This is a genomic window from Alistipes sp. DJF_B185 (genome assembly GCF_964250025.1).
GTDB lineage: Bacteria > Bacteroidota > Bacteroidia > Bacteroidales > Rikenellaceae > Alistipes > Alistipes finegoldii.
Genome location: NZ_CAXUDY010000009.1, coordinates 54,832 through 78,693 on the forward strand (window position 1 = coordinate 54,832; position 23,862 = coordinate 78,693).

Annotated in this window: 18 protein-coding genes and 1 pseudogene; 6 read left to right on the forward strand and 13 right to left on the reverse strand. The window is 60.9% G+C overall.

The genetic code is table 11. The features are described 5' to 3' along the window. Positions 1-36: 36 nt before the first annotated feature. Genes ACESTR_RS11910 through ACESTR_RS11920 form a run of 3 tightly spaced genes read right to left on the reverse strand, consistent with a single transcriptional unit; the run spans position 37 to position 5,803 of the window. Positions 37-2,442, reverse strand: coding sequence for a transglycosylase domain-containing protein (locus ACESTR_RS11910; protein WP_009598687.1), 2,406 nt, complete (start codon positions 2,440-2,442; stop codon positions 37-39). A 40-nt stretch (positions 2,443-2,482) separates the two neighbouring features. Then, positions 2,483-5,455 carry a hypothetical protein gene (locus ACESTR_RS11915; protein WP_278713938.1) on the reverse strand — a complete coding sequence of 991 codons (2,973 nt, stop codon included), beginning with the start codon at positions 5,453-5,455 and terminating at the stop codon, positions 2,483-2,485. Then, the gene (locus tag ACESTR_RS11920) at positions 5,456-5,803 is read right to left on the reverse strand and encodes a translation initiation factor (RefSeq protein WP_014774936.1); all 348 of its coding nucleotides are present in this window, start codon (positions 5,801-5,803) and stop codon (positions 5,456-5,458) included. Positions 5,804-6,208: 405 nt separating this feature from the next. Here ACESTR_RS11920 and ACESTR_RS11925 point away from each other — a divergent pair, with 405 nt between their 5' ends. Beyond that, entirely contained in the window at positions 6,209-7,300 is a 1,092-nt protein-coding gene (locus ACESTR_RS11925) for a DUF4435 domain-containing protein (RefSeq protein WP_009598685.1), read from the forward strand. A gap of 199 nt (positions 7,301-7,499) precedes the next feature. Here ACESTR_RS11925 and ACESTR_RS11930 read toward each other — a convergent pair whose 3' ends face one another. Both ACESTR_RS11930 and ACESTR_RS11935 read right to left on the reverse strand, forming a co-directional pair. Continuing rightward, a complete protein-coding gene (locus ACESTR_RS11930) occupies positions 7,500-8,753 on the reverse strand; it encodes an aspartate kinase (protein ID WP_237959082.1) in 1,254 nt (417 codons plus the stop codon). Between the two features lie 152 nt (positions 8,754-8,905). Next, on the reverse strand, positions 8,906-11,047 hold the full coding sequence (locus ACESTR_RS11935; RefSeq protein WP_373179317.1) for a prolyl oligopeptidase family serine peptidase: 2,142 nt from the start codon (positions 11,045-11,047) through the stop codon (positions 8,906-8,908). Positions 11,048-11,158: 111 nt separating this feature from the next. On the opposite strand from ACESTR_RS11935, the gene ACESTR_RS11940 reads away from it, so the two are divergent. From ACESTR_RS11940 to ACESTR_RS11950, 3 genes are read left to right on the forward strand one after another with little or no spacing between them, the layout of a single operon-like run. Continuing rightward, positions 11,159-11,986, forward strand: a complete 828-nt coding sequence (locus ACESTR_RS11940; protein WP_227042779.1) for a 2,3,4,5-tetrahydropyridine-2,6-dicarboxylate N-succinyltransferase — start codon at positions 11,159-11,161, stop codon at positions 11,984-11,986. A gap of 47 nt (positions 11,987-12,033) precedes the next feature. Further along, on the forward strand, positions 12,034-12,786 hold the full coding sequence (locus ACESTR_RS11945) for a biotin--[acetyl-CoA-carboxylase] ligase (RefSeq protein WP_130063039.1): 753 nt from the start codon (positions 12,034-12,036) through the stop codon (positions 12,784-12,786). A gap of 38 nt (positions 12,787-12,824) precedes the next feature. Then, a complete protein-coding gene (locus ACESTR_RS11950) occupies positions 12,825-14,033 on the forward strand; it encodes a glycosyltransferase (RefSeq protein ID WP_130063038.1) in 1,209 nt (402 codons plus the stop codon). 115 nt (positions 14,034-14,148) lie between these two features. On the opposite strand, the gene ACESTR_RS11955 is transcribed toward ACESTR_RS11950, so the two are convergent. The 7 genes and pseudogenes from ACESTR_RS11955 to ACESTR_RS11985 form a co-directional block, all read right to left on the reverse strand. Then, positions 14,149-15,159: an oligosaccharide flippase family protein gene (locus ACESTR_RS11955; RefSeq protein WP_240049014.1), complete on the reverse strand. Its 1,011-nt coding sequence runs from the start codon at positions 15,157-15,159 to the stop codon at positions 14,149-14,151. 14 nt (positions 15,160-15,173) lie between these two features. Further along, on the reverse strand, positions 15,174-15,665 hold the full coding sequence (locus ACESTR_RS11960; protein WP_240049012.1) for a hypothetical protein: 492 nt from the start codon (positions 15,663-15,665) through the stop codon (positions 15,174-15,176). A 30-nt stretch (positions 15,666-15,695) separates the two neighbouring features. Next, a complete protein-coding gene (locus tag ACESTR_RS11965) occupies positions 15,696-16,961 on the reverse strand; it encodes a nucleotide sugar dehydrogenase (protein WP_302575893.1) in 1,266 nt (421 codons plus the stop codon). Beyond that, a pseudogene (locus tag ACESTR_RS11970) lies at positions 16,942-17,524 on the reverse strand (N-acetyltransferase). Before ACESTR_RS11970 ends, ACESTR_RS11965 begins: the two are co-directional and overlap by 20 nt. Then, on the reverse strand, positions 17,517-18,659 hold the full coding sequence (locus ACESTR_RS11975; protein ID WP_302575889.1) for a DegT/DnrJ/EryC1/StrS family aminotransferase: 1,143 nt from the start codon (positions 18,657-18,659) through the stop codon (positions 17,517-17,519). The pseudogene ACESTR_RS11970 and the gene ACESTR_RS11975 overlap by 8 nt, the downstream one beginning before the upstream one ends. 21 nt (positions 18,660-18,680) lie before the next feature. Continuing rightward, on the reverse strand, positions 18,681-19,280 hold the full coding sequence (locus ACESTR_RS11980) for a Gfo/Idh/MocA family oxidoreductase (protein WP_341463580.1): 600 nt from the start codon (positions 19,278-19,280) through the stop codon (positions 18,681-18,683). After that, positions 19,163-19,549, reverse strand: a complete 387-nt coding sequence (locus tag ACESTR_RS11985; protein ID WP_244990083.1) for a Gfo/Idh/MocA family protein — start codon at positions 19,547-19,549, stop codon at positions 19,163-19,165. The genes ACESTR_RS11980 and ACESTR_RS11985 overlap by 118 nt, the downstream gene beginning before the upstream one ends. A 277-nt stretch (positions 19,550-19,826) precedes the next feature. Between ACESTR_RS11985 and gcvH the strand changes: the two genes are divergently transcribed. Then, positions 19,827-20,204, forward strand: coding sequence for a glycine cleavage system protein GcvH (gcvH, locus tag ACESTR_RS11990; RefSeq protein WP_009598413.1), 378 nt, complete (start codon positions 19,827-19,829; stop codon positions 20,202-20,204). Positions 20,205-20,317: 113 nt separating this feature from the next. Next, positions 20,318-21,259, forward strand: a complete 942-nt coding sequence (gene mdh / locus ACESTR_RS11995) for a malate dehydrogenase (protein WP_014774955.1) — start codon at positions 20,318-20,320, stop codon at positions 21,257-21,259. Between the two features lie 285 nt (positions 21,260-21,544). Here mdh and ACESTR_RS12000 read toward each other — a convergent pair whose 3' ends face one another. After that, positions 21,545-23,848, reverse strand: coding sequence for a TonB-dependent receptor (locus ACESTR_RS12000; RefSeq protein WP_009598400.1), 2,304 nt, complete (start codon positions 23,846-23,848; stop codon positions 21,545-21,547). Positions 23,849-23,862: the final 14 nt, after the last annotated feature.

Consider the following 23,862-nt stretch of genomic DNA (forward strand, 5'->3'; position numbering starts at 1 on the left):
AAAAAATCGGCCGGCACAGCGGCCGGCCGACTCTGTTCAGTCGAAGAAATTGTCGTCGTCCGCATCCGGGACACGCCCCTCAGGATCGGTCTCCTCGTCGCAGTCGTAGCGCGGCATCATCGCCGGGCGGATAAACTGGTCGTTGCGGCTCAGGCCGAGACGGCCGTCGTCGTAGACCCGTTTCATGAAGTCGCCCACGATCGGCAACGCCATCACGCTGCCCTCGCCGCCCGATACGAAATGCACCGACTGATCCTCGCCGCCGACCCATGCGCCCGCCACGAGTTTCGGGGCCACGCACATGAACCATGCGTCGCGGTTCTTGTTCGAGGTGCCGGTCTTACCGCCGATCTCCACGCCCGAAAAGCCGTAATCGCGGTTCAGGCGGCCGGCCGTACCCGACGTCACCACGCCCTGCAGCATCGTCAGCATCGTATAGGCCGTGCGCTCGCTGACGGCGTCCTGCGACTGGGGTATGAAATTGGCGATCACGTTGCCCTGCCGGTCCTCGATGCGCGTCACGAAAATGGCGTCGTTATGCACGCCCTCGTTGGCGAAGGTCGAGAAGGCGCTCACCAGCTCGAAAACGTTCGATTCCGACGAGCCGAGCGCCAGCGCCGGCACGGGGTCGATATAGCTGCGGATACCCATGTTGTGGATGAAGTCGGCGACCGCCGCAGGCTGTTTGGCCTGCTTCATGATCCACGCCGAATAGTTGTTGCGGCTGCGGGCGAGACCCCAGCTCAGGGGGTGCATCACGCCGTCGTACTCGACCTTGCCCGCCTCCTTGGGCGACCAAGCCGTGCCGTTGGCCGTCTCGATCGTAACGGGCAGGTTGGGCACCATCGTGCAGGGCGTCAGCCCCAGATGGTCGATGGCGAAGGTGTAGACGAAGGGTTTGATCGTCGAACCGATCTGACGTTTGCCCTGCTTGGCCATGTCGTATTTGAAGTAGCGGAAATTGGGGCCGCCGACGTACGCCTTGACATATCCCGTACGGGGATCGAGCGCCACGAACGACGCCCGCATGATACGCTTGTGGTGCAGGATCGAGTCGCGCGGAGTCATAAGCGTATCGCGTTCCCCCTTGTAGGTGAAGACCTTCATCGAGCAGGGTCTGTCGAACGAAGCGTTGATCTCCTTCTCGCTCGCGCCGGCGTTCCTCATCTCGCGGTAGCGGTCCGAATAGCGGACGGCGTGACGCATGATGCGCTCGCGCTCCGCCTTGTCGGCGTCGATAAAGAGCGTCTTGGTGCGCCGGTACTGGGCGTCCATGCGGGGCTGGATGACCGATTCCATCTGTTTCTGGACGGCCTGCTCGGCATAGGTCTGCATCGTCGAATTGATCGTGGTATAGATCTTCAGGCCGTCGCGGTAGATGTTGTAGGGCGTGCCGTCGGCCTTGCGGTTCTTGCGGCACCAGCCGTAGAGCGGATTCTCCTCGTACTCCTTCACCGCCTGATCGTAATCCCACTCGTTGTAGAACTGATTGCGTTTGGGACGTTCGGCGTTCATCACAAGACGCAGCATCTCGCGGAAGTAGGTCGCCGTACCTTCGTTGTGCGACACGGGACGGTAATTGAGGACGATGGGAAGCGCGCTGAGCGAATCGCGCTGCTTGCGCGTAATGGCCCCGGCGTCCTCCATGCGCGAAATGACGAGGTTGCGGCGCGCGAGGGCGTTGTCGTAATTGCGCACCGGCGAATAACGCGACGGGGCGTTCACCACGCCCACCAGCACGGCGGCCTCCTGCACGTTCAGCTCGTGAGGCTCCTTGTTGAAGAAGGTAAGGGCCGCGGACTTGATGCCGTAGGCGTTGGAGCCGTACTCCACCGTATTGAGGTACATGGCGGCGATCTCCTCCTTGGTATAGTTGTATTCGAGCTTGAGGGCCGTGATCCACTCCTTGAGCTTCGACGTGACGAGCTTGGCGTTGCGGACCAGCCGCCCGCGGTTGCGCACCGTGTCGCGCGGAAAGAGGTTCTTGGCCAGCTGCTGCGTGATGGTCGAGCCGCCGCCCTGCGAGGTGTTCTGCAACAGCACGGTCTTCACGGCCACACGGGCCAGCGAGGGGATGTCGATGCCCGAATGGGTTCTGAAACGGGCGTCCTCGGTGGCGATCAGCGCCGCGACGATCGGCGGCACCTCGTGTCCTCCGAGCCGGATATGGAGCGTCGAATCGTCCGGGAAAAGATCGGCGTACTGAACGTAGGAACGGTTCTGCACGAAGAAGGTGCCGATGACCTTGCCGTCCTCGGAATAGATCTCCGTGGCGAGGTTGCTGCGGGGATTCTCCAGCTCCTCGAACGAAGGCATGCGACCGAACAGCCCGAAGGCGGTCAGCAGCAGCATGAAGAAGAGCAGGGCGAACGGCGCGAAGGCCAGACACCAGATCCATTTTATCGTTTTCGGACTCACGTCCGTCTTTTTCTTCTTTGGCATAGGACTTAATTTTGCGCTAAAGATACGAAATTTATTGCAATCAGAACGGAAGACCCACGGCGGCGGCCCACCACACGCCGCCGTTTGCGGGACGATAGACCGACAGCTTGAAGGTCGAAGTCGCCGATGCGGGCTGGCGGAACGCATTGATATCGAATACGATGTCGCCGCCCACGGACCAGATGCGCCGCCACTTCATCCCTCCGCGGCCCACGTCGCGGAACTGGGCGTAATCGCCGCCGACGTTGAGCCGGATGCGCTTGAAATACAGCACCGAGCCGATACCCCCTTCGGGATACCACACCGGCAGCTGGTAGTCGGCCGAGAAGGCCGTGTAGTTGTTCGAAATAATATCCGACGAGGTATATCCGCGCGGAATAAGGCGCGTCGAGCGATAGCTCAGCGGCGCGTATCCCGACGGAAATTTGTAGCCGCCGATCGAGGTCTGGTAAGTAGCGGCCACCTTCAGCGAGTTGTGGGCCGCGAATCCGGGCAGGTATGCCTGTCCGTAAAACGAAATCAGGTCGCTGAAATGGGTGTTGGCCGGGTTGAAGGTATAGGCGGTGCTCAGCATATAGCCCCAGCGCGGCGCGAAGTCGCGGTGCGCCATGCGCACCTGATCCGAGTACCCCAGTCCGAACGAGAGCTTGTGCAGTCCCTTGCGGAAACCGATGCGCTGGATATTGGAGATCTGTCCGGCGTTCCATTCGATTTTACCCAGATTGGCTACCATGCCGTTGGAGTAGTTCCAGCCGGAGGTGACGGAGAGCTGGCGCGTGTGATAGCCCCGCTGGAAATAGAGCGGAAGCGTGGCGGAGAGTCCCACGGAGTAGTACTTGTCGGGGCTGGGACGCTGCTGGTACTCGTATTTTCCCGTCTGCTCGTCGTACTGTCCCACCGAATAGAAAACCTGATTGCCGCCGTACGAAGCGTCGAGGTCGAGACGGACGCCCAGCCCGAAATAGCGCACGCCCAGATTGAAAATCGCCCCTTCGTTGCGGTTCCAGCCGTACGAAGCGAAGGCTTCGGTATTCGACAGCAGATTCTGCGAAAGCAGGGTGACGCCCAGATTGAGGTTGATATTGTGTTCGTCCACGGCCTCGAAGGGATTGAAGGCCACGGGGGTCCAGCTATGGACATTCACCAGATTGGGCACCTTGCGGTATCGCTTCGCGCGGTACACCCCCTCCTGACGCAGCGAATCGACTGCCGAGAAACGCACCGTATCGAGGTTCACGACGTCCCACCGCTTGCGGTCGGGATTCACGACGTTGAGCGGCAGTTTCGAAGGCGTGACCGGAATCAGCGCGTCGGCATCGGCGTCCTGCGCCGCCACATGGTAACCGCGCCTGTCATAGGCTGTCAACAGCACCCGTTCCCGCCCCTCGCCGTCGCGCCACGGCACCGGCATGAACGATCCGTAAGCCGACGTCGTGATGCGGTATTCGCGGCGGGTCTTCAGGTCGAAGCAGTGGGCTTCGTCCCGGCCCGAAGCGATCGAGCCGAAATAGAGCCTGCCGCCGCCCGCGCGGAGGTTGCTCAGCGTAATGTAGGCGCCTTCGGTAACGGGATGCACGCCGTCGCCGTCGATGCGGCCGAGCCACATGCCCGAATCGTCGGTGACGATGACGTAATAGCCCCGTGTGGCATCGTCCCACGCCAGTCCGTGAATCTCGGACCGGCCGGGCGTCGCAAAGCGTTTCTCCGCGCCCTCCTTTCCCTGCACGACGACCGTATAGCGGCCGTCGGGATTGTATTCGACCCACGCGACGGCATCCTCCGACGGCGTGGGATAGAGTGCGTTGCGGCGTCCGACGACCATCCGGGGCGTGCCGTCGGAGAGATCCATGTAGCACAACTGCGAATTGACCCGCTGTTCGAAGAGTTTCGATCGGCGGTACTCGGTCCACCACACGCGGCCGCCGGCCATGGCGGGGCGCGTCGAAACCGCCCCCGTATAGCAGATCACCTCCTCCTCGCCCGTGCGGGTGTCGAGCCGCACGAAACGCGACGGCCGGTCGTAGTCGGTCTTGAGCGCCAGCGCCGACGCGGCGTCGAGCGGCAGGGGCCACTGGTAGGTCGTGTAATTGCCGGCGGGCATCGGCGTCTGCGGCTCGGCGCTGTCTTCGACCTGCGGCAGCGACTCCCAGTGCCGCTCCAGCACGTCGAACGTCTCGCGGAAAAGCCTGCTGACATTGGTGTCGTAATATTTTTCGAGCGCGACGCGCGTCGTGGCCAGCACATAGGGGTTGCGCGAGCCGTAGCGCGCCACTTTGTCCCAGACCACCTCGCCGTAGCGGTCGTAGGCGTAGGAACAGATCTGATAGCCCAGCTCGTAATGGTCGGGAATGTAGTCGCGGTAGGAGCCGCAGAACCATTTGTCGATGTTGCGGCGGTCGCGCGTGTCCTTCCGGTCGCGGCCTACGCGGCCCATGGCGCGGTAACCCAGCGAGAACGAGGGCTGAAGCCCCCGGCCGAACGACGACATGGCCGTTTCGGACATCACGGCGTCGCCCTCCATGGCCCAGATCGGCATACAGAGCAGGCCGATGGTCGAACCCTGCTGCCCCAGAATATAGCTCAGGGCGCGGATAACGCCCCGGTCGAGGTTGTTGTACTGCACGGCATGGCGGTACTCGTGGGCCACGAGCTGTTTGTACCACGGCATCGAATAGCCGTCGATCGCGGGCGAGGTGAGGAACTCCACACGTTTCGGGAGGTACATCACCAGTCCGTTCGACTGGAAATTTTCGGGGTGCATGACGAAGGGAATACGCATCGGACCGTGACGGAATCCGAACGCAATGTCGGGCCGGACGGTACGGATGTAGAACAGCGTACGCCGCGCCACGGCCGAAACCGTATCGGGATAGATCATCCGCACGTCGGGCGTACGGATCGTGCTCCATTTCAGCCCCGCGGGGTCCGACCCCCACGTATAGTACTGGGCCGAAGCCTCGTGCGCGAAACCGAGGGCGCACAACAAGAGGAGGATATGCAGCAGCCGCTTCACCTACGAACCGGCTTTTTTGCAGCGGTAGCCGCTCTTGGTGAGTATCTCGACCACACGGTCGCGGTGGTCGCCCTGAATGATGATCTCCCCCTCCTTGGCCGCGCCGCCGACGCCGCATTTGGTTTTCAGCAGACGCGCCAGTTCCTGCAAATCCGCATCCCGCCCCACGAAGCCTTTGACCAGCGTCACCACCTTGCCCGCGCGCTGCTTGCGGTCGAGCCACACGCGCAGCTCCTGCCGCGCCGGGGGAAGCGTCTCCGCCTCCGGTGTTTCGGTCGTTTCATAGTTGAAGTCGGGATTGGTCGAATAGACCATTCCGAGCCTCGCTTTCCAATCGTTGTCCGCCATATTGTTCGAAATAGTAGAGATCAAACGTCCTTTCGGAACCTCTTATTTTGTGCAAAAATAATAAAATATTACGGTTGTGCACGCCCGACGGCCGAGATCGGCGAAAAAGAGCGCATTCCGCCCTCAAACGGCGGCGCACGCCCACACGTAGATGGAAGCGGGAAGGCGGAGCCGGAGAAAAAGCGACAGCGACGCAAAGAAGAAGCGGCGCAAAGAAGAGACAGCGCAGAGGACGGCAGCGCAGAAGAACGACGGCAACACAGAAGAACCGCGACAGTACAGAGGACCGGAACCAGCGCAAAAGACGGGATCCGGCGCAGAGAACCGGAACCGGCCGCCCCGCCGCTGCAAAAAATCCCGGCCTTGGGAAGAAATTCCGGCCGAAATCACTATCTTTGTTTCCGTATGGCTAAAAAGTTCGGCGACAAACTGCGCAGATTCAATCCCTTCACGCGCCCGGCGACTCTCGAAGAGCTGCCCAAACCGCTGCCGGCCAATCCCGACCAGCGGCTGGTGAAGGTCTACGTAGAAGGCTACGAAGACGTGGCCTTCTGGCGCGGCATCTTCGACCACTTCCAGAACCCCTACCTGCGCTTCGAAATCTCGGTGCCCAACCGCGCCGACCTTCCCAAGGGGAAGAAGGTGCTGATGGGGATGATCCCCCGCTCGTCGGAGGAGCTGATCCTGTGCGTCGATTCGGACTTCGACTTCCTGTTCGCCGACCGCACGGAGCAGTCGCGCGAGGTGAACGCCGCCCGCTACATGTTCCACACCTACGCCTACGCCACCGAGAACTTCCTCTGCTACGCCCCCTCGCTGCACAACGTATGCGTCAAGGCGACCAAGAACGACACGCGCATCTTCGATTTCGTGCATTTCATGCACGAATACTCCTGCACGATCTACCCGCTTTTCCTCTGGTATGCCTACTCGGCGCAGCTGGCCACGGAGAACGTATTCCCGCTGATCGACTTCAAGTCGGCGGTGCGCATCGGCTATCTCGACCTCGAAAACAACGGAGAGAAAACGCTGGCGTGGCTGCAGAAAAACGTCGCCAAACGCGAGGAGATGCTGCGCAGGCGCAACCCGAAGATGATCGACCCGATGCTCGAATTCGAACAGCAGCTCAAGAGCCGGGGCCTGACGCCCGAAAACGCCTATCTGTTCATGCACGGCCACACGCTGATGGACAACGTGGTGATGATCCTGCTCAACTCCGTATGCGAGAAACTGCGGCAGATGTCGATCGCCAAGATCACCGCGTCGAAAAAGCAGGGCGTGGCGCTCAAGAACGAGATGTCGAACTACACCAACTCGCTGCGGTCGATCCGCGACGTGCTGCTCGACAACGAGAACTACACCAAATGTCCGCTTTACAAGCGGCTCCAGCGCGACATCGAGAAATACATTGCCCGCACGATCTGGAACATGAAGCGCAGCGGCGAAATCCGCGACGACTCGACATGGACCATCCTGCGCAACATGCGGCAGGGATAGGAGAGCAAACGATACGAGAGCGGCCTTCGCAATGAAGGCCGCTCTCGTATCGTAATTTCGGGACCGCGGGCGAAAACTCCACCGCCGGATTCCGCCCGAAGCTCCGGAGAGCCGGAGTGCCGGAGAACCGGAGTGCCGGAGAACCGGAGTGCCGGAGAACCGACGGGGCGGAAGCGCCCCGGACAGCGACCGTCCGCCACTACTTCTTGCGAACCACGCGCACGGTGGACTGCGTGGCCTGCCGCACGAAGACCTGCGGGCCGCGGGCGTACTTGCGCCACAACTCGTCGGTATAGCCGCGCACGGTCAGCAGCTCCATATTCTCGGCCTTCATCACGTCGCAGCCCGCTTCGCGCAGCGCCTCGATCGCCTCGTCGATGTGCCACGAGTTATTGACGCACAGGCTCAGGTTCACGGCCGAGTTGTGGATCAGATTGGTCTTGATGCGGAAACGCTCCAGCAACGAGAAGATCGTGGCGAACTTCTCCTCCAGCACGAACGAGAAGTCGCGCGAACGGATCGTCAGCAGCACCTGATCCTTCTTGAGAATCAGGATCGGCACCTCCACCGGCGCCGACATGCCGCGAATCACGGTACCCGGTTTGCGCTTGTCGCCGAAAGGCCGCACGTAAAGCGGAATATTCTTGTTCTGCAGCGGTTTGATCGTCTTGGGATGGATGATCTGCGCGCCGCTGTAGGCCAGCTCGATCGTATCGAGGTAGTTCAGTTCGGCGATCTGCACGGCGTCGGGGAAAATCTTCGGATCGGCGTTCAGCACGCCGTCCACGTCCTTCCACACGGCCATCGACTCGGCGTCGAGGATATTGGCCACCACGGCCGCCGAGTAGTCCGAGCCTTCGCGCCCCAGCGTGGTGGTCGTACCGTCGGGCGCACCGCCGATAAAGCCCTGTCCGACAAAGATATTCTCGACGCACTCGGCCAGCGCGCCCTTCAGCAGCGGAGCCGAAGCTTCGATATCGACCCCGGCGTCCTTGTGACGCTGCTCGGTGAGGAAACAGCGGCGCATGTCGATCCAGCGGTTCGACACTCCGGCATAGTTGAGATACTCCGAGATAATCGTCGTCGAGACCAGCTCGCCGAAGGCCACGATCGTATCGTACCACAACTCGGCGTCGGAGGGTTTGTAAACCGTTTCCACGGCCACGCGCTCCAGCTCGTCGAAGAGCGCATCGACCCGTTCGAGCTGTTTATGGCCGCGCCACAAATCGTCGATGATGCCCGCATGGTACTCCCTCAGCGCGGCGACATGCTCCATGGAGAGCTGTTTGTCGCCCTTCTGAAGTCCTTCGAACACCTTTTCGAGCGCGTTGGTCGTCTTGCCCATGGCCGAAACGATGATGAAGAGATTCTGCTCGTCGTCGATAATCTTGCGCAGGTTGCGCACTCCGTCGGCATTACGCACCGACGCACCGCCAAATTTGTAAACCTTCATGTTATCTCTCTTTTTAACCTAACCTACCTTCTTTACCGTCCGAAGGCGACCGGCCGCCGGACTCCCGCGGCGGAACGCCGCGTCGAACGACCGCCCCCCCAACGCCTCACGCAGGAGGCGTTTGCCGCGGCGCGACAGGGCTTCCGCCCGGATCATTTCTGTTTTTTCACCTCTTTGTAAGGCACTCCGATATTCTGGAACAGGAACGAATAGGTGTCCGCCTCCTCGGCGATACGTTTGGAGGTGGGTTTGCCGGCCCCGTGGCCCGCATTCGACTCGATGCGGATCAGCACCGGCGCATCGCCGGCCTGACAGTGCTGCATCTGGGCGGCGAACTTGAACGAGTGCGCCGGCACGACGCGGTCGTCGTGGTCGGCCGTCGTCACGAGCGTCGCGGGGTATTTCACACCCTCGCGGATGTTGTGCAGCGGCGAATATTTATAAATGTAGTCGAACTGCTCCCCGTTTTCGCTCGATCCGTACTCCACGGCCCAGCCCCAGCCGATCGTGAATTTGTGGTAGCGGAGCATGTCCATCACGCCCACGGCGGGCAGGCAGACGGCATAGAGGTCGGGACGCTGCACCTCGCAGGCGCCGACCAGCAGGCCGCCGTTCGAACCGCCCGCAATGGCGAGTTTGTCCGACGAAGTGTATTTTTCGGCGATCAGGTACTCGGCCGCGGCGATGAAGTCGTCGAAAACGTTCTGCTTGTTTTCGAGCATGCCCGCCTTGTGCCACGCTTCGCCGTACTCCGAACCGCCGCGCAGGTTGGCCACGCAGTAGATGCCGCCCTGCTCGACGAACATCATGGCCGAGGGTCTGAACGTGGGCGTCTGGTTGATCTGGAAACCGCCGTAGGCATAGAGGTAGCAAGGATTCCCGCCGTCGAGTTTCATATCCTTGCGGCGGGTGATGAACATCGGAACCTTCGTGCCGTCCTTCGAGGTGTAGAACACCTGTTCGGTCGTGAACAGCGAGGGATCGAAATTCACCGCGGGGGCTTTATAGAGCGTCGATGCGCCGCCGGCGATGTCGTATTTGTAGATCGTGGCGGGCGCGATGTAGTTGGTCAGCGAATAGTAAAGCTCCGTATCGTCCTTCTCGCCGTCGAAACCGCTCACCGTGCCGATGGCCGGAAGTTCGATCTCGCGTACGAGTTTTCCGTCGAAACCGTACTGGCAGACCTTGCTCTGCGCATGTTCGAGGTAGGTAGCAAAAAGATACCCTCCGGCCGAGCCGACGCCCTCCAGCAGCTTCCCGCCGCTTTCGGGAATCACGGTCGAAACCTTCGACGGGTCGTTCAGGTCCACCTTCATCAGCGCGTAGTTCGACGCGTCGCGGTTGGTCACGTAATAGAGCTGGCCGTCCCGGCACTCGACGGGCGCATAGTCGGCGTCGAAGCCCGGCAGCAAGGTGCGGAATTTCGGTTCGGAGACCTTTTTATAGAGCACTTCCGTACCCGACGTACCCTCCGAAGCCACGATGAAGAGCCACTGCCCGTCCTTGCTGGGCCACGGGCTGAAATAACGCAACGGATGCTCCGCGTCGGCATAGACCAGCCTGTCGGCCGACTGCGGCGTGCCGAGGCGGTGGTAGTAGACCTTCTGAAACTGGTTCTGCGACGAGAAAACGCCCTTCTGAGGAGCGTCGTACGCACTGTAATAGAATCCTTTGGAATCGGGCGCCCACTCGGCTCCCGAAAACTTCACCCAGTTGATCCGGTCCGAAGTCAGCGTACGGTCGGCGGTGTTCATCACACGGATTTCGACCCAGTCCGAACCCGATGCGGCGACCGAGTAGGCGCAGTATTTGCCGTCCTTGGAGAAGGTCACGCCCGAAAGGGCCACCGTACCGTCTTCCGAAAGCGTATTGGGGTCGATGAACACTTCGCCCTCCCCGCCCGGCTGCGCGGTGCGGTAGAGCACCGACTGGTTCCGCAGTCCGTCGTTGTAGAAATAATACCATGCGTCGCCGTGTTTGGCCGGAATGCCCTCTTTGGGATAGTTCCACAATTCGGTCAGCCGTTCGCGGATCGCGCCGCGGAACGGAATCTGCGACAGGTAATCCTGCGTCACGACGTTCTGGGCCTTCACCCACGCCGCCGTCGCCTCGGAGTTGTCGTCTTCGAGCCAGCGGTAAGGATCGGGCACCTCCGTCCCGAAGTAATTATCGGTCACGTCGGTGCGCTCCGTCCGGGGATAGGGCATGTGTTTTATCTGTTTCATGTCGTTGCAGCCTGTCAGTATCGCCGCGGCGCCCGCGAGGGCCGCCGCCATGCGCGGTAATCTCATCATAACTATACGGTTTGGGTATATATCGGGGCAAAGTTAGGAAAAAATAAGATAGTTCGGCCTGCGGATCGAAGTTTTTGCGTAACTTTGGCTTGCAAAAACACTCGGAAAATTATGTACAGCGAACTGAAAGAGATAATCGGGCAGGCTTGGGAAAACCGCGAGCTGCTCAGGGAGGAGTCCGTGCGGCAGGCCGTGCGGCAAACCGTCGAACTGGTGGACAAGGGGGAGCTGCGCACGGCGCAGCCCGTAGATCCGGAGAAAAGCCAGTGGCAGGTGAACGAATGGGTCAAGAAGGCCATCATCCTCTATTTCCCGATCCAGCCCATGCGCAAAATGGAAGCGGGCGAGCTGGAGTGGTACGACAAGATGGAGCTTAAGCACGGCTACGAACAGCTGGGCGTGCGCGCCGTGCCCCACGCCGTAGCGCGTTACGGCGCCTACATCGCTCCCGGAGCGATCCTCATGCCCTCGTACGTCAATATCGGCGCCTACGTGGACACGGGCACGATGGTCGACACGTGGGCCACGGTCGGCTCCTGCGCGCAGATCGGCAGACACGTCCACCTTTCGGGCGGCGTGGGCATCGGCGGAGTGCTGGAACCCGTACAGGCCGCACCCGTAATCATCGAGGACAACTGCTTCATCGGTTCGCGTTCGATCGTGGTCGAAGGCGCGCACGTCTGCCGCGAGGCGGTGCTCGGCTCGAACACCGTCATCACGGGTTCGACCCACATCATCGACGTCACCGGACCGGAGCCCGTCACCTACAAAGGCTACGTTCCGCCGCGCTCGGTGGTCGTTCCCGGCAGCTACCGCAAGCAGTTCCCGGCGGGCGAATACAGCATCACCTGCGCCCTGATCATCGGCCAGCGCAAGGAGTCGACCGACAAGAAAACCTCGCTGAACGACGCCCTGCGCGACTTCGGCGTGTCCATCTGATCGCGTCACCCTCCCGAAAATCCCACCCACGACAAAATGAATAATTCATGATCTACCGTATCGACGAAACCACCTCGACCAACGACGAAGCCCGCGACGCGAAATACCGCCACGGCGACATCGTCTGGGCCGAACGGCAGACCGCCGGACGCGGCCAGCGGGGACATACGTGGACCAGCCCCGAAGGTGAAAACCTCACCTTCTCGATGGTGCTCGAACCCCGGTTCCTTCCCGTCGGGGAGCAGTTCCTGCTCTCCGAAGCCGTGACGCTGGCCCTCACGGACACCTTCGCCGCCTACGGCATCGACACCCGCATCAAGTGGACCAACGACATCTACGTCGGAGACAGGAAACTGGTCGGCATCCTGATCGAACACAACCATGCGGGAGCCTCCCTCTCCCGCACGATCGCCGGCATCGGCATCAACGTCAACCAGACGGCGTTCGACCCCGCGCTGCCCAACCCCGTCTCCCTCGCGCAGGCAGGGGGCCGCAAGTTCAACCGCAGCCGGCTGCTCGAAACCTTTCTGGTCCGCTGCCTGCGGCGTTACGCCCAACTCGAACGGGGCGAAAAGGAGACCCTCCAGCACGCCTACCGCGAACGGATGTACCGGCTGGGCGAACAGCACCCCTACCGGCTGCCCGACGGCACGCTGTTTCAGGCCGCGATCGAAGGCGTGCTTCCCTCCGGCGAACTGATCCTGCGCCATGCCGACGGCACGCGGCACGAATACCTGTTCCGCGAAATCGAATTCGTGATCGCCGGGAAACAAGGGAACGCCGGCCCCGCAAAGAAATGAATTTCCGCTCCGCCGACGGAATATGTTTTTAATTGAAGATGAATATACTAATCGTTTGCAATCACTTCTATCCCCACAACCGCATCGCCGCATTCAGGCTCAACGCCTTCGCCCGGTATTTCCGGGAGGCGGGACATTCGGTGACCGTCATAACCGAAGGAGACCGCGATGAAACGGCGATGTGGAACGGCTGCGAGGTCCACTACGTAAAAGACCCGGTGATACCCTCGTCGAAACAGGAATCCCTCCTGCAGCGCAGAAAGAAATGGGCTTTCAGACGCATATTGTCGGCCCTGCAGTTCCGGCTGTTCCTCGATTACAAACGGATATGGCAGTTCAAAGCCTGCAAGAAGGCGCGAAAACTCGCAAAAAGCCGGCAGTTCGATGTCGTATTAAGTTCATACGGTCATCTCTCTTCGCACCGGATCGCATACAGGCTGCACAGAAAAATGCCGTTTTACTGGATCGCCGACATGCGCGACGAGATGTCGAAGTGGCCTTGGCTCCTGCCGATAAACAGCCGGCGGCTCCTCTTCTACGAGCGCAGAATACTCAAGGATGCGGACCTGATCCTGTCGGTATCCGCACCCCTTGTCGAAGATTTCAAACAAATCGGCGGAGGGATCGACAAGGTTATCGAGATAACGAACGGGTACGATTACGAAGAGGTGCACGACGTCTCTTTTCAGCCCGTCTACACCATGGCGTTCATCGGCCATTTTTACAATTCGATCACTCCGGACAAATGGTTCGGAGCCTTCTCCGAACTGGTTGCCGAGGGAGCGCTTCCCTCCGACAGCCGCATCCTCATCATAGGAAACACCTCGCCGCTGGCCGTTCCCGAAAACATCAGGCAGAACGTATTCCAGATCCGGCAGGTCGATCACGACGAAGCCATCAGGAAATCGCTGGAGACCGACACGCTGGTCGTCGTGCATCCCAAAGGACGGAAAGGCGTCTACACGGGCAAGCTGTTCGACTACCTCGCCACCAACAAACCGATCCTCGCCATCTGCGATCCCGACGACGTCATCGCCGACCTGCTGGAGGAGACACGCGCGGGTTTCACCGCGGACGAAACGGACAACGAGCAGGTCAAGCGGATGATCCTGCGCTGCTATTCCATCTGGAAGAACAAGGAGGTGCTGCCCCGCGACTGGGACAAGATACGGCAGTACAGCCGGAAGAATCAGGTCGGCCGGCTGCTCGAATATCTGGCAGGGCAGGAAGCCCTGAAACAGCACTGACGCCGATGCCGGGCCGGCCCGGCATCGGAATCTCCGCCCCTAACCGAAATCCGGCGCTCCGCTCCGGCAGTCGAAAACGCGAGACGGCGGCCGAAAACGGGAAGCCGCGAAGCCCTTACGTCCGGTTCGGCCGCAATTTCGCGAGCACCGGTCCGAACAACTCCATATAGCGGATTCCGGCCCGCTGCGCAAACGGCAGGTACAACGACAGATAGACGGCGAAGCCCACCGAAACGACGACAAGATGATGCGTCATCCCGGTCAGCAAGACAGCCAGCCTGGCCGCCGTGCAGGCCGCGGCCGATACGAGCAGCACGATCGTCAGCATCCTCCACGGCATCAGCCCCGCAAGCGAAGTGCCCAGCACGCGGGCGGTGGTCGTCATCAGCAGGAACAGACAGAAAAACGTACAGCCCGTGGCAATGGCCGCAATAGCCCAAAGGGACGGAAACACCATGACGCACCAGAGTTCGAGACCGACGATGAGCAGAGCGGTGACAAGGTGCGCACGGGCAAAGGCTTTTCCCCGCCCCAGTGCAAACAGGACGGGGGCGTAGGGCATGATACGCGCCAGATTGACGAGGGTGACGATCCGGAACAGGCCGGCCGCTTCCCGATACCCCTCCCCATACAGCAGGCAGATGATCTCAGGAGCGAAAACGCAGCAGAATACGGACAACGGATAAATGATCGCCGAGGACTTGAGGACAGCCGCCTGCCACAACCGGACAAACTGCCCGCCGTCAGCCCCTTCCACCGACATCCTCGAAAATTCCGGCAGCAGCACACCGGCCGCGGCACCGATAATCATTCCGGCCAGCGGAAGTTCGCGGTATCCGTTGGCGAACAGGGCGAAATCCTCGACGCCCAAATAGCGGCTTACGAAGAACTGGCTCGCCGAACCGATCACGAATCCGTACATACTCGAAGCAAACACCGGCATCGAAAACCGGAGCAGCTCCCGGACCGTCAGCCGGCTCTTCACCGGAGATACATTGCGGAACGGCACGGACGACAACTTCTGCCCGGCAACGCATGTGACCAGCGACGCGAGGACGAAACCGGCGATCGCTCCCGACACCCCCGCATCGAAAACCACGACCGGAAGCACGACGCATGCAATCATGAAGGCACGGCTTATCAGCACATAGCCGGCCACGAGGTGCGCCTTGCCGTAGACGACCAGAATATTCTCCCCCCCCCAAGACCGGCATCAGCAGCATGGGCGCCGCGGCAAACAGCCTCAACGGCTCGGCCAGCAGCGGATTGCCGAGCACTCCGGCTATGGCGGCGGCCTGCCAAAGCAAAATGCACGAAAAAAACGGACGCAAGAAGCAGAAACAGCCCGTTCAGTTTGCGTACGACATCCCTCCCCTCCTCCGGCGACACGCGGGCGAGGTAATAGGAGTACGCTTTGGGAAGTCCCAGCGAAAAGACGGCCAGCAGGGTGTTATAGACGTACAGCACCTGACTGTAAGTACCGTACTCCGACGTGGTCATGTAACGGCAGAGCACCGCCTGCATGACCAGCGTCACGCTCAGCGACAACAGATTGGCCAGCGCCAGCCACAAGGCCTGCAGCGTGCGGCTCCTGCCTGCATTTCCGATCTGAGGGGTGGAGTGCTGTTTCATGCCTCGTACCGGATGGCCCGGCGGCCCGTTTTACAGGCTCCAGTATCCGAGCGATTTGATCCGGCCCTTATAGAGTCCGCGAATGTCGCCCAACAAGGCCGCCCCGCGGGAGATGGAGCGGAAATAAGCGTCGTCGAGTCCGCGATAGTCGTCGTGCGCCACGGCCACGACAATCAGGTCGTAAGGCGGCCGGAGGGCCGGCACCGGCCGAATTCCGTACATGGCATAAACCTTATCGGGATCGGCATGGGGATCGGTCACATCCACACTCATCCCCTCACGCTCCAGCAGTCCGACCATCTCGGCGATCCGGGAGTTGCGTATGTCGTCGATGTTTTCCTTATAGGTAATCCCCATCAGCAAAGCCCTTGCGCCGCGTCTGTCGTTCTCCATGGCCGCAAGCAGCGACCGCACCACGTACGCCGCCATGCCGTCGTTCACGGCGCAGCCCGAACTCGTGACGGGCATCTCGACCCCCAGCTTTGAAGCGGCCGATACAAGATAGAGCGGATCGACCGGAATGCAATGGCCGCCGACCAGTCCCGGTCTGTACTTTACGAAATTCCATTTGGACGAAGCCATATCGATGACCTCGCCCATATCTATTCCCATGCGCGAGAACAGCCGCTGCAATTCGTTCATCAGGGCGATGTTGACACTGCGCTGCACGTTCTCCGCCATTTTGGCCGCCTCGGCCACCCGGATGCCCGACGCCCGGCAGAGATCGGCCGACACGACTTCGGCGTATACGCGCGCGACCTCGTCCAGCGCCTGCCCGTCGTTCGCCGACACGATTTTGGCGGTGTTCGAGAAGGTATGCTCCGAATCGTTGGGATTGATGCGTTCGGGCGAGTAGCCCACCTTGAAATCCGCACCGAGTTTCAGCCCAGAGCCTTTTTCGAGCAGCGGCACGCACACCTCCTCGGTGCATCCGGGGTAGACCGTGGATTCATACACGACATAATCGCCCCGCTTCAGATAGCGCGCTACGGTGCGCGTGGCCTCGACAAGACAGGTCAGATCGGGATTCTTGCGCTCATTGACCGGGGTGAGCACCGTGACGATATAAAATGCGGCCCGCGACAACTCCTCTTCCAAAGAGGTGAAACGGATGCTCCCGCAGCCGGCGCCGTACTTTTCACGCAGTTTTTCGATACGGCGGGCATCCATATCGTACCCCACCACATCGAAACACCGGGCAAACCTCAGCGCTACGGGCACGCCTACATATCCCAGCCCGATCACGGCCAGCGACGTTTCCCGACCGGTCAGCCGATCATATATCATCTTCTTCATAGGCACATTCATTGACCTTGCGATAACTGCGTCCCGACTCCGGGCACACGGCCCTGCCGGCTTCGTCGAATTCCAGCCTGTGCCCCAAGCGGCTCATCCATCCGACCATGCGTGCGGGCACCCCCTCAACGAGGGCATGATCGGGGACCGAATGCGTAACGACCGCCCCGCGCCCACGAAGGCGTACCGGCCGATCTCGACCCCGCATACGACGGTGGCATTGGCCCCGACGGTGGCGCCCCGGCGCACGCGGGTGGTTTTATACTGATCCCTGCGCGAGATCTCGCTTCGGGGATTCTTGACGTTGGTGAATACGCACGAAGGGCCCAGAAAAACATAATCCTCGCAAATCACGCCCTAATAGATCGACACGTTGTTCTGCACCTTTACCTGACGGCCCACAGTATCACGTCCGCGGCGACCATGACATTCTGTCCGATATTGCACGCCGGTCCCAGCACGTCCCCGGCCATTATATGCGAGAAATGCCAGATCCTGCAACCCGGCCCTATGACCGCCCCGTCGTCCACGAACGAAGAGGGGTGGATGAACGTTTCACTCATGGTATCTGCTTTCGTTATCGGCAAAATAGCGGCATACGGCATCCGCCACACGCTCCACCTCGGCGTCGGTCAGTTCGCTGTCCATCGGAAGCGACAGCACCGCCGCCGGCAGCGCTGCGGCATGGCGCATCGCGGGATCGCAGATGCAGGCGTCGCGGTATGCGGGCTGTTCGTACAGGGTTCCGGGATAATAGACCATGGAGGGTATGCCCTCCTTGGCGAGTGCGGCCCGAAGTCCGTCGCGGCAGGCCGGAGGCACCTTGACGGTGTACTGGTGGTAGACGTGGGTGGCGTAGGGCGTCTCGACCGGGGTCACAACCGGCGTCAGACCGCCCAAACGCTCCGTGTAGCGCGCTGCCACGCTCCGGCGGGCGGCGATCCATGTGTCGAGGTGCGGCAGCTTGACCCGCAGTACGGCGGCCTGCAGCGTGTCGAGCCGCGAATTCATTCCGACCAGCCGGCTGTCGTATTTGGGGAACCAACCGTGACTGCCCAGCGCCCGGATGCGGGCCGCCAGCCCGTCGTCGTCGGTGAACGCCGCGCCGCCGTCGCCGTAACAGCCCAGCACCTTGGAGGGAAAGAACGACGTGCACCCGATCTCCCCGATCGTACCCGCATAGCGGCTCGCGCCGTCGGACATGCGGCATACGGCTCCCAGCGACTGGGCGTTGTCCTCGATCACCCTCAGGCCGTGCTCCTTCGCAACGGCCGTGAGCGCAGCCATATCGCACGGCTGCCCGAACAGATGGACGGGGATGACGACACGGGTACGCTCCGACACCAGCCGGGCGACGCTCGCCGGGTCGATGTTGAAAGTGCGGGGATCGACGTCGGCGAAGACCGGAACGCCGCCCAGCAGCAGCACCGTTTCGGCCACGGCCGCGAATGCAAAGGCCGGGACGATGACTTCGTCGCCCCGCTGCAGCCCCACGGCCAGCAGTGAGAGCAGAAGCGCGTCCGTACCGTTGCCGCAGGCGATGCAGTGCCGCACTTCGAGCCGCCGGGCCAGCTCCTCTTCGAACAGCCCGACCGCAGGACCCTTGATGAAGGCGGTCTCAGCCATGACATCGCCGATGGCGCGGTCCACCTCATCGCGGATGCCGAGATACTGCCTATGTAGATCCACCATTTTCATCGCTCCCGTTCTTTTTTCGCATCACCCCTGCAAATTCCGCAGCAGCGGATGATAGTCGCCCGTCAGGCCGACCGCCGCACTCTTTCGCAGCATATCGAGCGTATGGACGGCACACGCCGTATCTTCGACCGCAAAACCCCGGCCGGCAAGTATCCGCTCGTAGCTCAACGTGTGGAGGTCCGTAAACCCGTTCGTAAAGTCGAACTCCTCGCCGTTGATAACGAGATGTCTGTACGGAGACATGGGATTATCGTTCGGCGAAGGGCGATGGGCGGCGTTGACGCTCAGAAAATACCTGACGCGGGCACCCTTCAACTGCAAAAAGCCGGCCGAACACTCCGGCGACGAATGGTGCAGCACCACCTTCTCGGCCGGCCCGAATATCCAGTGCAGCATGTCGATAAAATGGATGCCGATATTGGCCGTCACGCCGCCGCTCTTGCACGGGTCGCCTTTCCACGAAGCGGCATACCAGCTTCCTCTGGGAGTAATGTAGGTAAGGTCTACATCATAAATTGTCGGGGGGGGGCGCAGTCGACCATCCGTTTCAGCCGCTCTATTTCCGGATGAAGGCGCAGCTGCAATATGGGGAATACGCGCCTGCCCGCGGCCCGGCTGCAGGTCTCCATCCTCGACAACTCGTCCGGAGTCAGTGCCAGCGGCTTTTCACAAATCACATCGAGCCCCGCCTCCAAGCCTGTTACGGTATGGGTGCAATGGAGGTAATTCGGGGTGCAGACCGTCAGAAATTCCGCACGGTCGGCGACCATGCGCTTTCTGAAATCATCCGGATCGGTGGTGAAATAGGCGCGGGGGAAATACCCGTCGATCATCCCCACGCTGTCGAATACATCGTGCGCCGCCACCAGATCGCACCCAAGCGACCGCATGGCGTTCAAATGTCTCGGAGCTATGTACCCGGCAACGCCTATGATCGCGAATCTCCGGGATTCGGACGTCTCTACCCCTGTCATACCTGTAACGCAAGCTTGATTTTGCCGCAAAAATAATACATACAAATATTTTGCGCAAGCCATTCCGCAAATCGGCAACGATCCGCGGCGCAAAATCGCATTAAAAAATACAGAATCCCCTTGCTGTTACGGAAATAACAGTTATATTTGCATCAGAAAAAGCACATTCCAAATTTAAAACGATAACCGAATTATGAACGTACCTGCAAATCTGAAATACTCGAACGACCATGAGTGGTGCCGTATCGAGGGCGACACGGCCGTTATCGGCATTACCGACTTCGCGCAGAGCCAGCTCGGCGACATCGTTTTCGTAGACGTGCCGACCGTCGGCGAGACGCTCGCCGCAGGCGAGGTGTTCGGCTCGATCGAAGCCGTGAAGACCGTCAGCGACGCTTTCCTGCCCGTCGGCGGTGAAATCGTCGAATTCAACGACGCGGTAGACGCCGACCCCGCAATCGTCAACAAGGACGCTTACGGCGAAGGCTGGATCGTCAAGGTCAAAATGTCCGATCCCGCGGAATACGACGCGCTGCTGAGCGCCGCGGATTACGAAAAGCTGATCGGCTGATCCCCGCCCCGTTCCAAGCCCCTCTTCCGAGAGGGGTTTGCTCCATGACAGGGCCGGCCGCGAACGACGCCCCGCCGGAAAGAAACGCACAACAAACTTAAATATCAACAGTTATGTCAAAAGTTACAGTAGTAGGTGCAGGTGCCGTAGGCGCAACCTGCGCGAATGTAATGGCTTGCCGCGAGGTCGCAAGCGAAGTAGTCCTGATCGACATCAAGGAGGGTCTTTCTGAAGGCAAGATGCTGGACATGTACCAGTGCTCGACGCTGATGGACTTCGACACCAAACTCGTAGGCGTCACCAACGATTACAAGCAGACCGCCAATTCGGACGTCGTCGTCATCACTTCGGGCATTCCCCGCAAGCCGGGCATGACCCGCGAAGAGCTGATCGGCACCAACGCCAACATCATGAAGGGCGTAATCGAAAACGTGGTCAAGTACTCGCCGCGCGCCATCATCATCGTCGTCGCCAACCCGATGGACACGCTGACCTATCTGGCGCTCAAGGCTTCGGGACTTCCGAAGAACCGCATCATCGGCATGGGCGGCGCGCTCGACTCGTCGCGCTTCAAGTGCTATCTGGCCAAAGCCACCGGCGCCAACATCAACAACGTTGACGGCATGGTCATCGGCGGCCACGGCGACACGACGATGATTCCGCTCGTCTCGAAGGCTACCGTAAACGGCGTTCCCGTATCGCAGTTCGCATCGAAGAAGAAGCTCGAAGAGGCCGTAGCCAACACGATGGTGGGCGGCGCCACGCTGACCAAGCTCATCGGCACGTCGGCATGGTACGCTCCGGGAGCCGCTTCGGCAATGATGGTGGAGGCGATCCTCAACGACCAGAAAAAGATGATTCCCTGCTCATGCCTGCTCGAAGGCGAATACGGCCAGTCGGACATCTGCATCGGCGTTCCCGCGATCATCGGCCGCAAGGGCATCGAGAAGATCGTGAAGATCGACCTTTCGAAGGAAGAGGCCGAGAAGTTCGCAGCTTCGGCCGACGCGGTCCGCAAGACCAACAACGTGCTCCACGAGATCAAGGCGATCTAGTTCCGCGCCAAGATATACGGCAAGGCCGCCCCGGAATCCGGGGCGGCTTTTTGTTTCCCGGATGAAATTCTCCGCACCCGGCCGGACATTCCGGCGACTTTGCGCAGGCGTCACAACCGATCCCCCGCAAAACCCGGCACAGGATTCCGGGCCGCGACACGTATCCGAAACAGTCCGCAAAAACCGCCGCCACACGCATCCGAAACGGCCCGCAGAGACCGCCGCCACACGCAAAAGGCTGCCCCCGAAAGGGCAGCCTTTTATGCCGGTCGCAGCAGCGCGGACTCAGAAACTGAACTTCGCGCCGACGAACCAGCTGCGGGGCAGCGACGGACCGTAGATATAGCCCGAATCGCGGTCGGCGCCCTTGTCGAAATCCTTCTGGTAGGCATTGAAGAGGTTCTGCACGCCCCCGTAAAGCTGCAAGGTTATCTCCTTGTAGATACGCAGGTCGTACGACAGGCGGACGTTCATATCGAAGAACGACGGCGTCGAGACGGCCGCATCCTGCGCGACGCCCGATCCGGCCATGTGCTGCACGAGCATCGAGCCGGTGCAGGTTCCCGTCAGGTCGGCCGTGAAGTTCCGGACCGGCTTGAACGACGCCGTAAAGTAGCCGTAGGCGTCGGGGGTGCGGAACATGCGGCGCACGGGCGGCACGTCGGCGTCCTCGCTCCACTGTTCAGGCTCCTTATAGCGGCTCTGCTGGAGGGTTACGCCCGCCTGCAGTTCGAACCAGCGGGTGAAAATCGCCCGCCCCTCGACGTTGAAGCCGCGCACGGCGGCGCCCGAACCGTTGTAACGCTCCTTGATCTTGCCTCCGTCGTCCGTATCTTCCAGATCGCGCAGTGCGAAGACGTCGTCGAGAATCGTATAGAACCCCTCGACCAGCAGGTTGGTCTGCACCCTGCCGAAGTTGTGATAAAGGTCGGCCGAAAGGCTCACGCTGTGCGAACGCTCCTCCTTGAGGTCGTCGGCGAGCCGGATGCGGACCCGCTTGCCGCCCACCACGGCGATATGCATGTCCTCGTCGAAGGCCTGCGGCGCCCGATAGCCGCCCGCATAGCTCACGCGCAGGTTCACCGCCTCCGAAGGGTTGAAACGAATATTTGCGCGGGGACTGAAAATCACGTGGTCCACCAGATTATGCTTGTCGAAACGTCCGCCGATCAGCAGCGACCATCTCTTCGTTTTCCATTCGTTCTGCAGGTAGCCGCCCACGATATGCACCGTCTGGGCGGTGTTGATGTCGTAGCCGATCGAACGGTCGTTCAGGTCGTCGTAGCTGTATTCGCTGCCGAGCGTCAGTTCGGCGGGCATGAAAAGCAGTTTCCGGAACGCATGGACGTACTGTACGCCCGCCGCGACCGTAAGGTCGTGCGTCGTACCGTATGCGTCGGGGTCCTGCTTGCTGCCGTAGTAGCTCTTGCGGGCCGTATTCTGGAACGACGCATAGGCGTTGAAACGGTTGCGGCGGTCGGCCGACGAGATGTCGAACGAAAGGCTTCCGCCGTCGATCGAGTGGTCGGTCTGCTCGGCCACCATCGCCTCGTGGGGCGGCAGGTCCAGCAGGTCGCCGCCGCGGCGGTATTCGTCGATGTGGTGGTACTGCGCCGTGATGCGCGAATAGGCGCCCGTGCGGAAGAACGACCGCATGCCGGCCGACCGGCTGTTGATCAGGGGCAGCTCGGTAAATCCGTCGCCGTCGTGGTCGTACCCCGAACGGTGGCGGTTCTGAGCGAAGACGCAAAGCCCCGCACGGCCGCTCTCGGTCACGAGCGACGCATTGAGCATCGTGTTGTTGTCGTAGGAGTTGCTGCCGCCGAGCGAGGTCAGCGTATGCGCCAATTGCGCCGAATTGCGCGAAGGTTCCTTGGTGATGACGTTGATCGTGCCGCCGATGGCCGACGAGCCGTACAGCGCCGAACCGCCGCCGCGCAGCACCTCGACCCGCTCGATCATGTTGGCCGGAATCTGCTCCAGTCCGTAGACGCCCGTCAGGGCCGAAAAGACCGGATGCGAATCGACGAGAATCTGCGAATAATGGCCGTCGAGTCCGTTGATGCGCACCTGCGCGAAGCCGCAGTTCTGGCAGTCGTCCTCGACCCGCACGCCGGGCTGGAACGAAAGCCCCTGCGCCAGACACGAAGCGTTCGTTTTCTCGAACAGCGCGGCGTCCAGCACGCTCACCAGCGCAGGCGCTTCGCGCCGCAGCGTGGCCGAGCGGCTGGCCGAGACGACCACTTCGTCCATCGAAATGCCGCTCTGCATCACCTCGAAATTCAGTTCGAGGGTCTGTCCCCGTTCGAGCGTCACCTTTTTCTCCAGCACGGCGTACCCCAGCGCACGGACTTCGAGCGTCAGCTCGCCTTCGGGCAGGTTTTTCAGAAAATAGTGTCCCGACGCGTCGGTCGTGGTGCCGAATGCCGTGCCCGTCACGGCGACGGTCGCATAGGGAAGGTGTTCATGGGTTTCACGGTCCACGACGTGGCCGAAAAGATTGGCGTCGGTGCTCCTCTTCGGCGTCTCCGCGGCCGACGCACCGGCATACAGACACATGAAGAGTGCCGGCAACAGATATTTTTTCATTGCTTATCGGATTG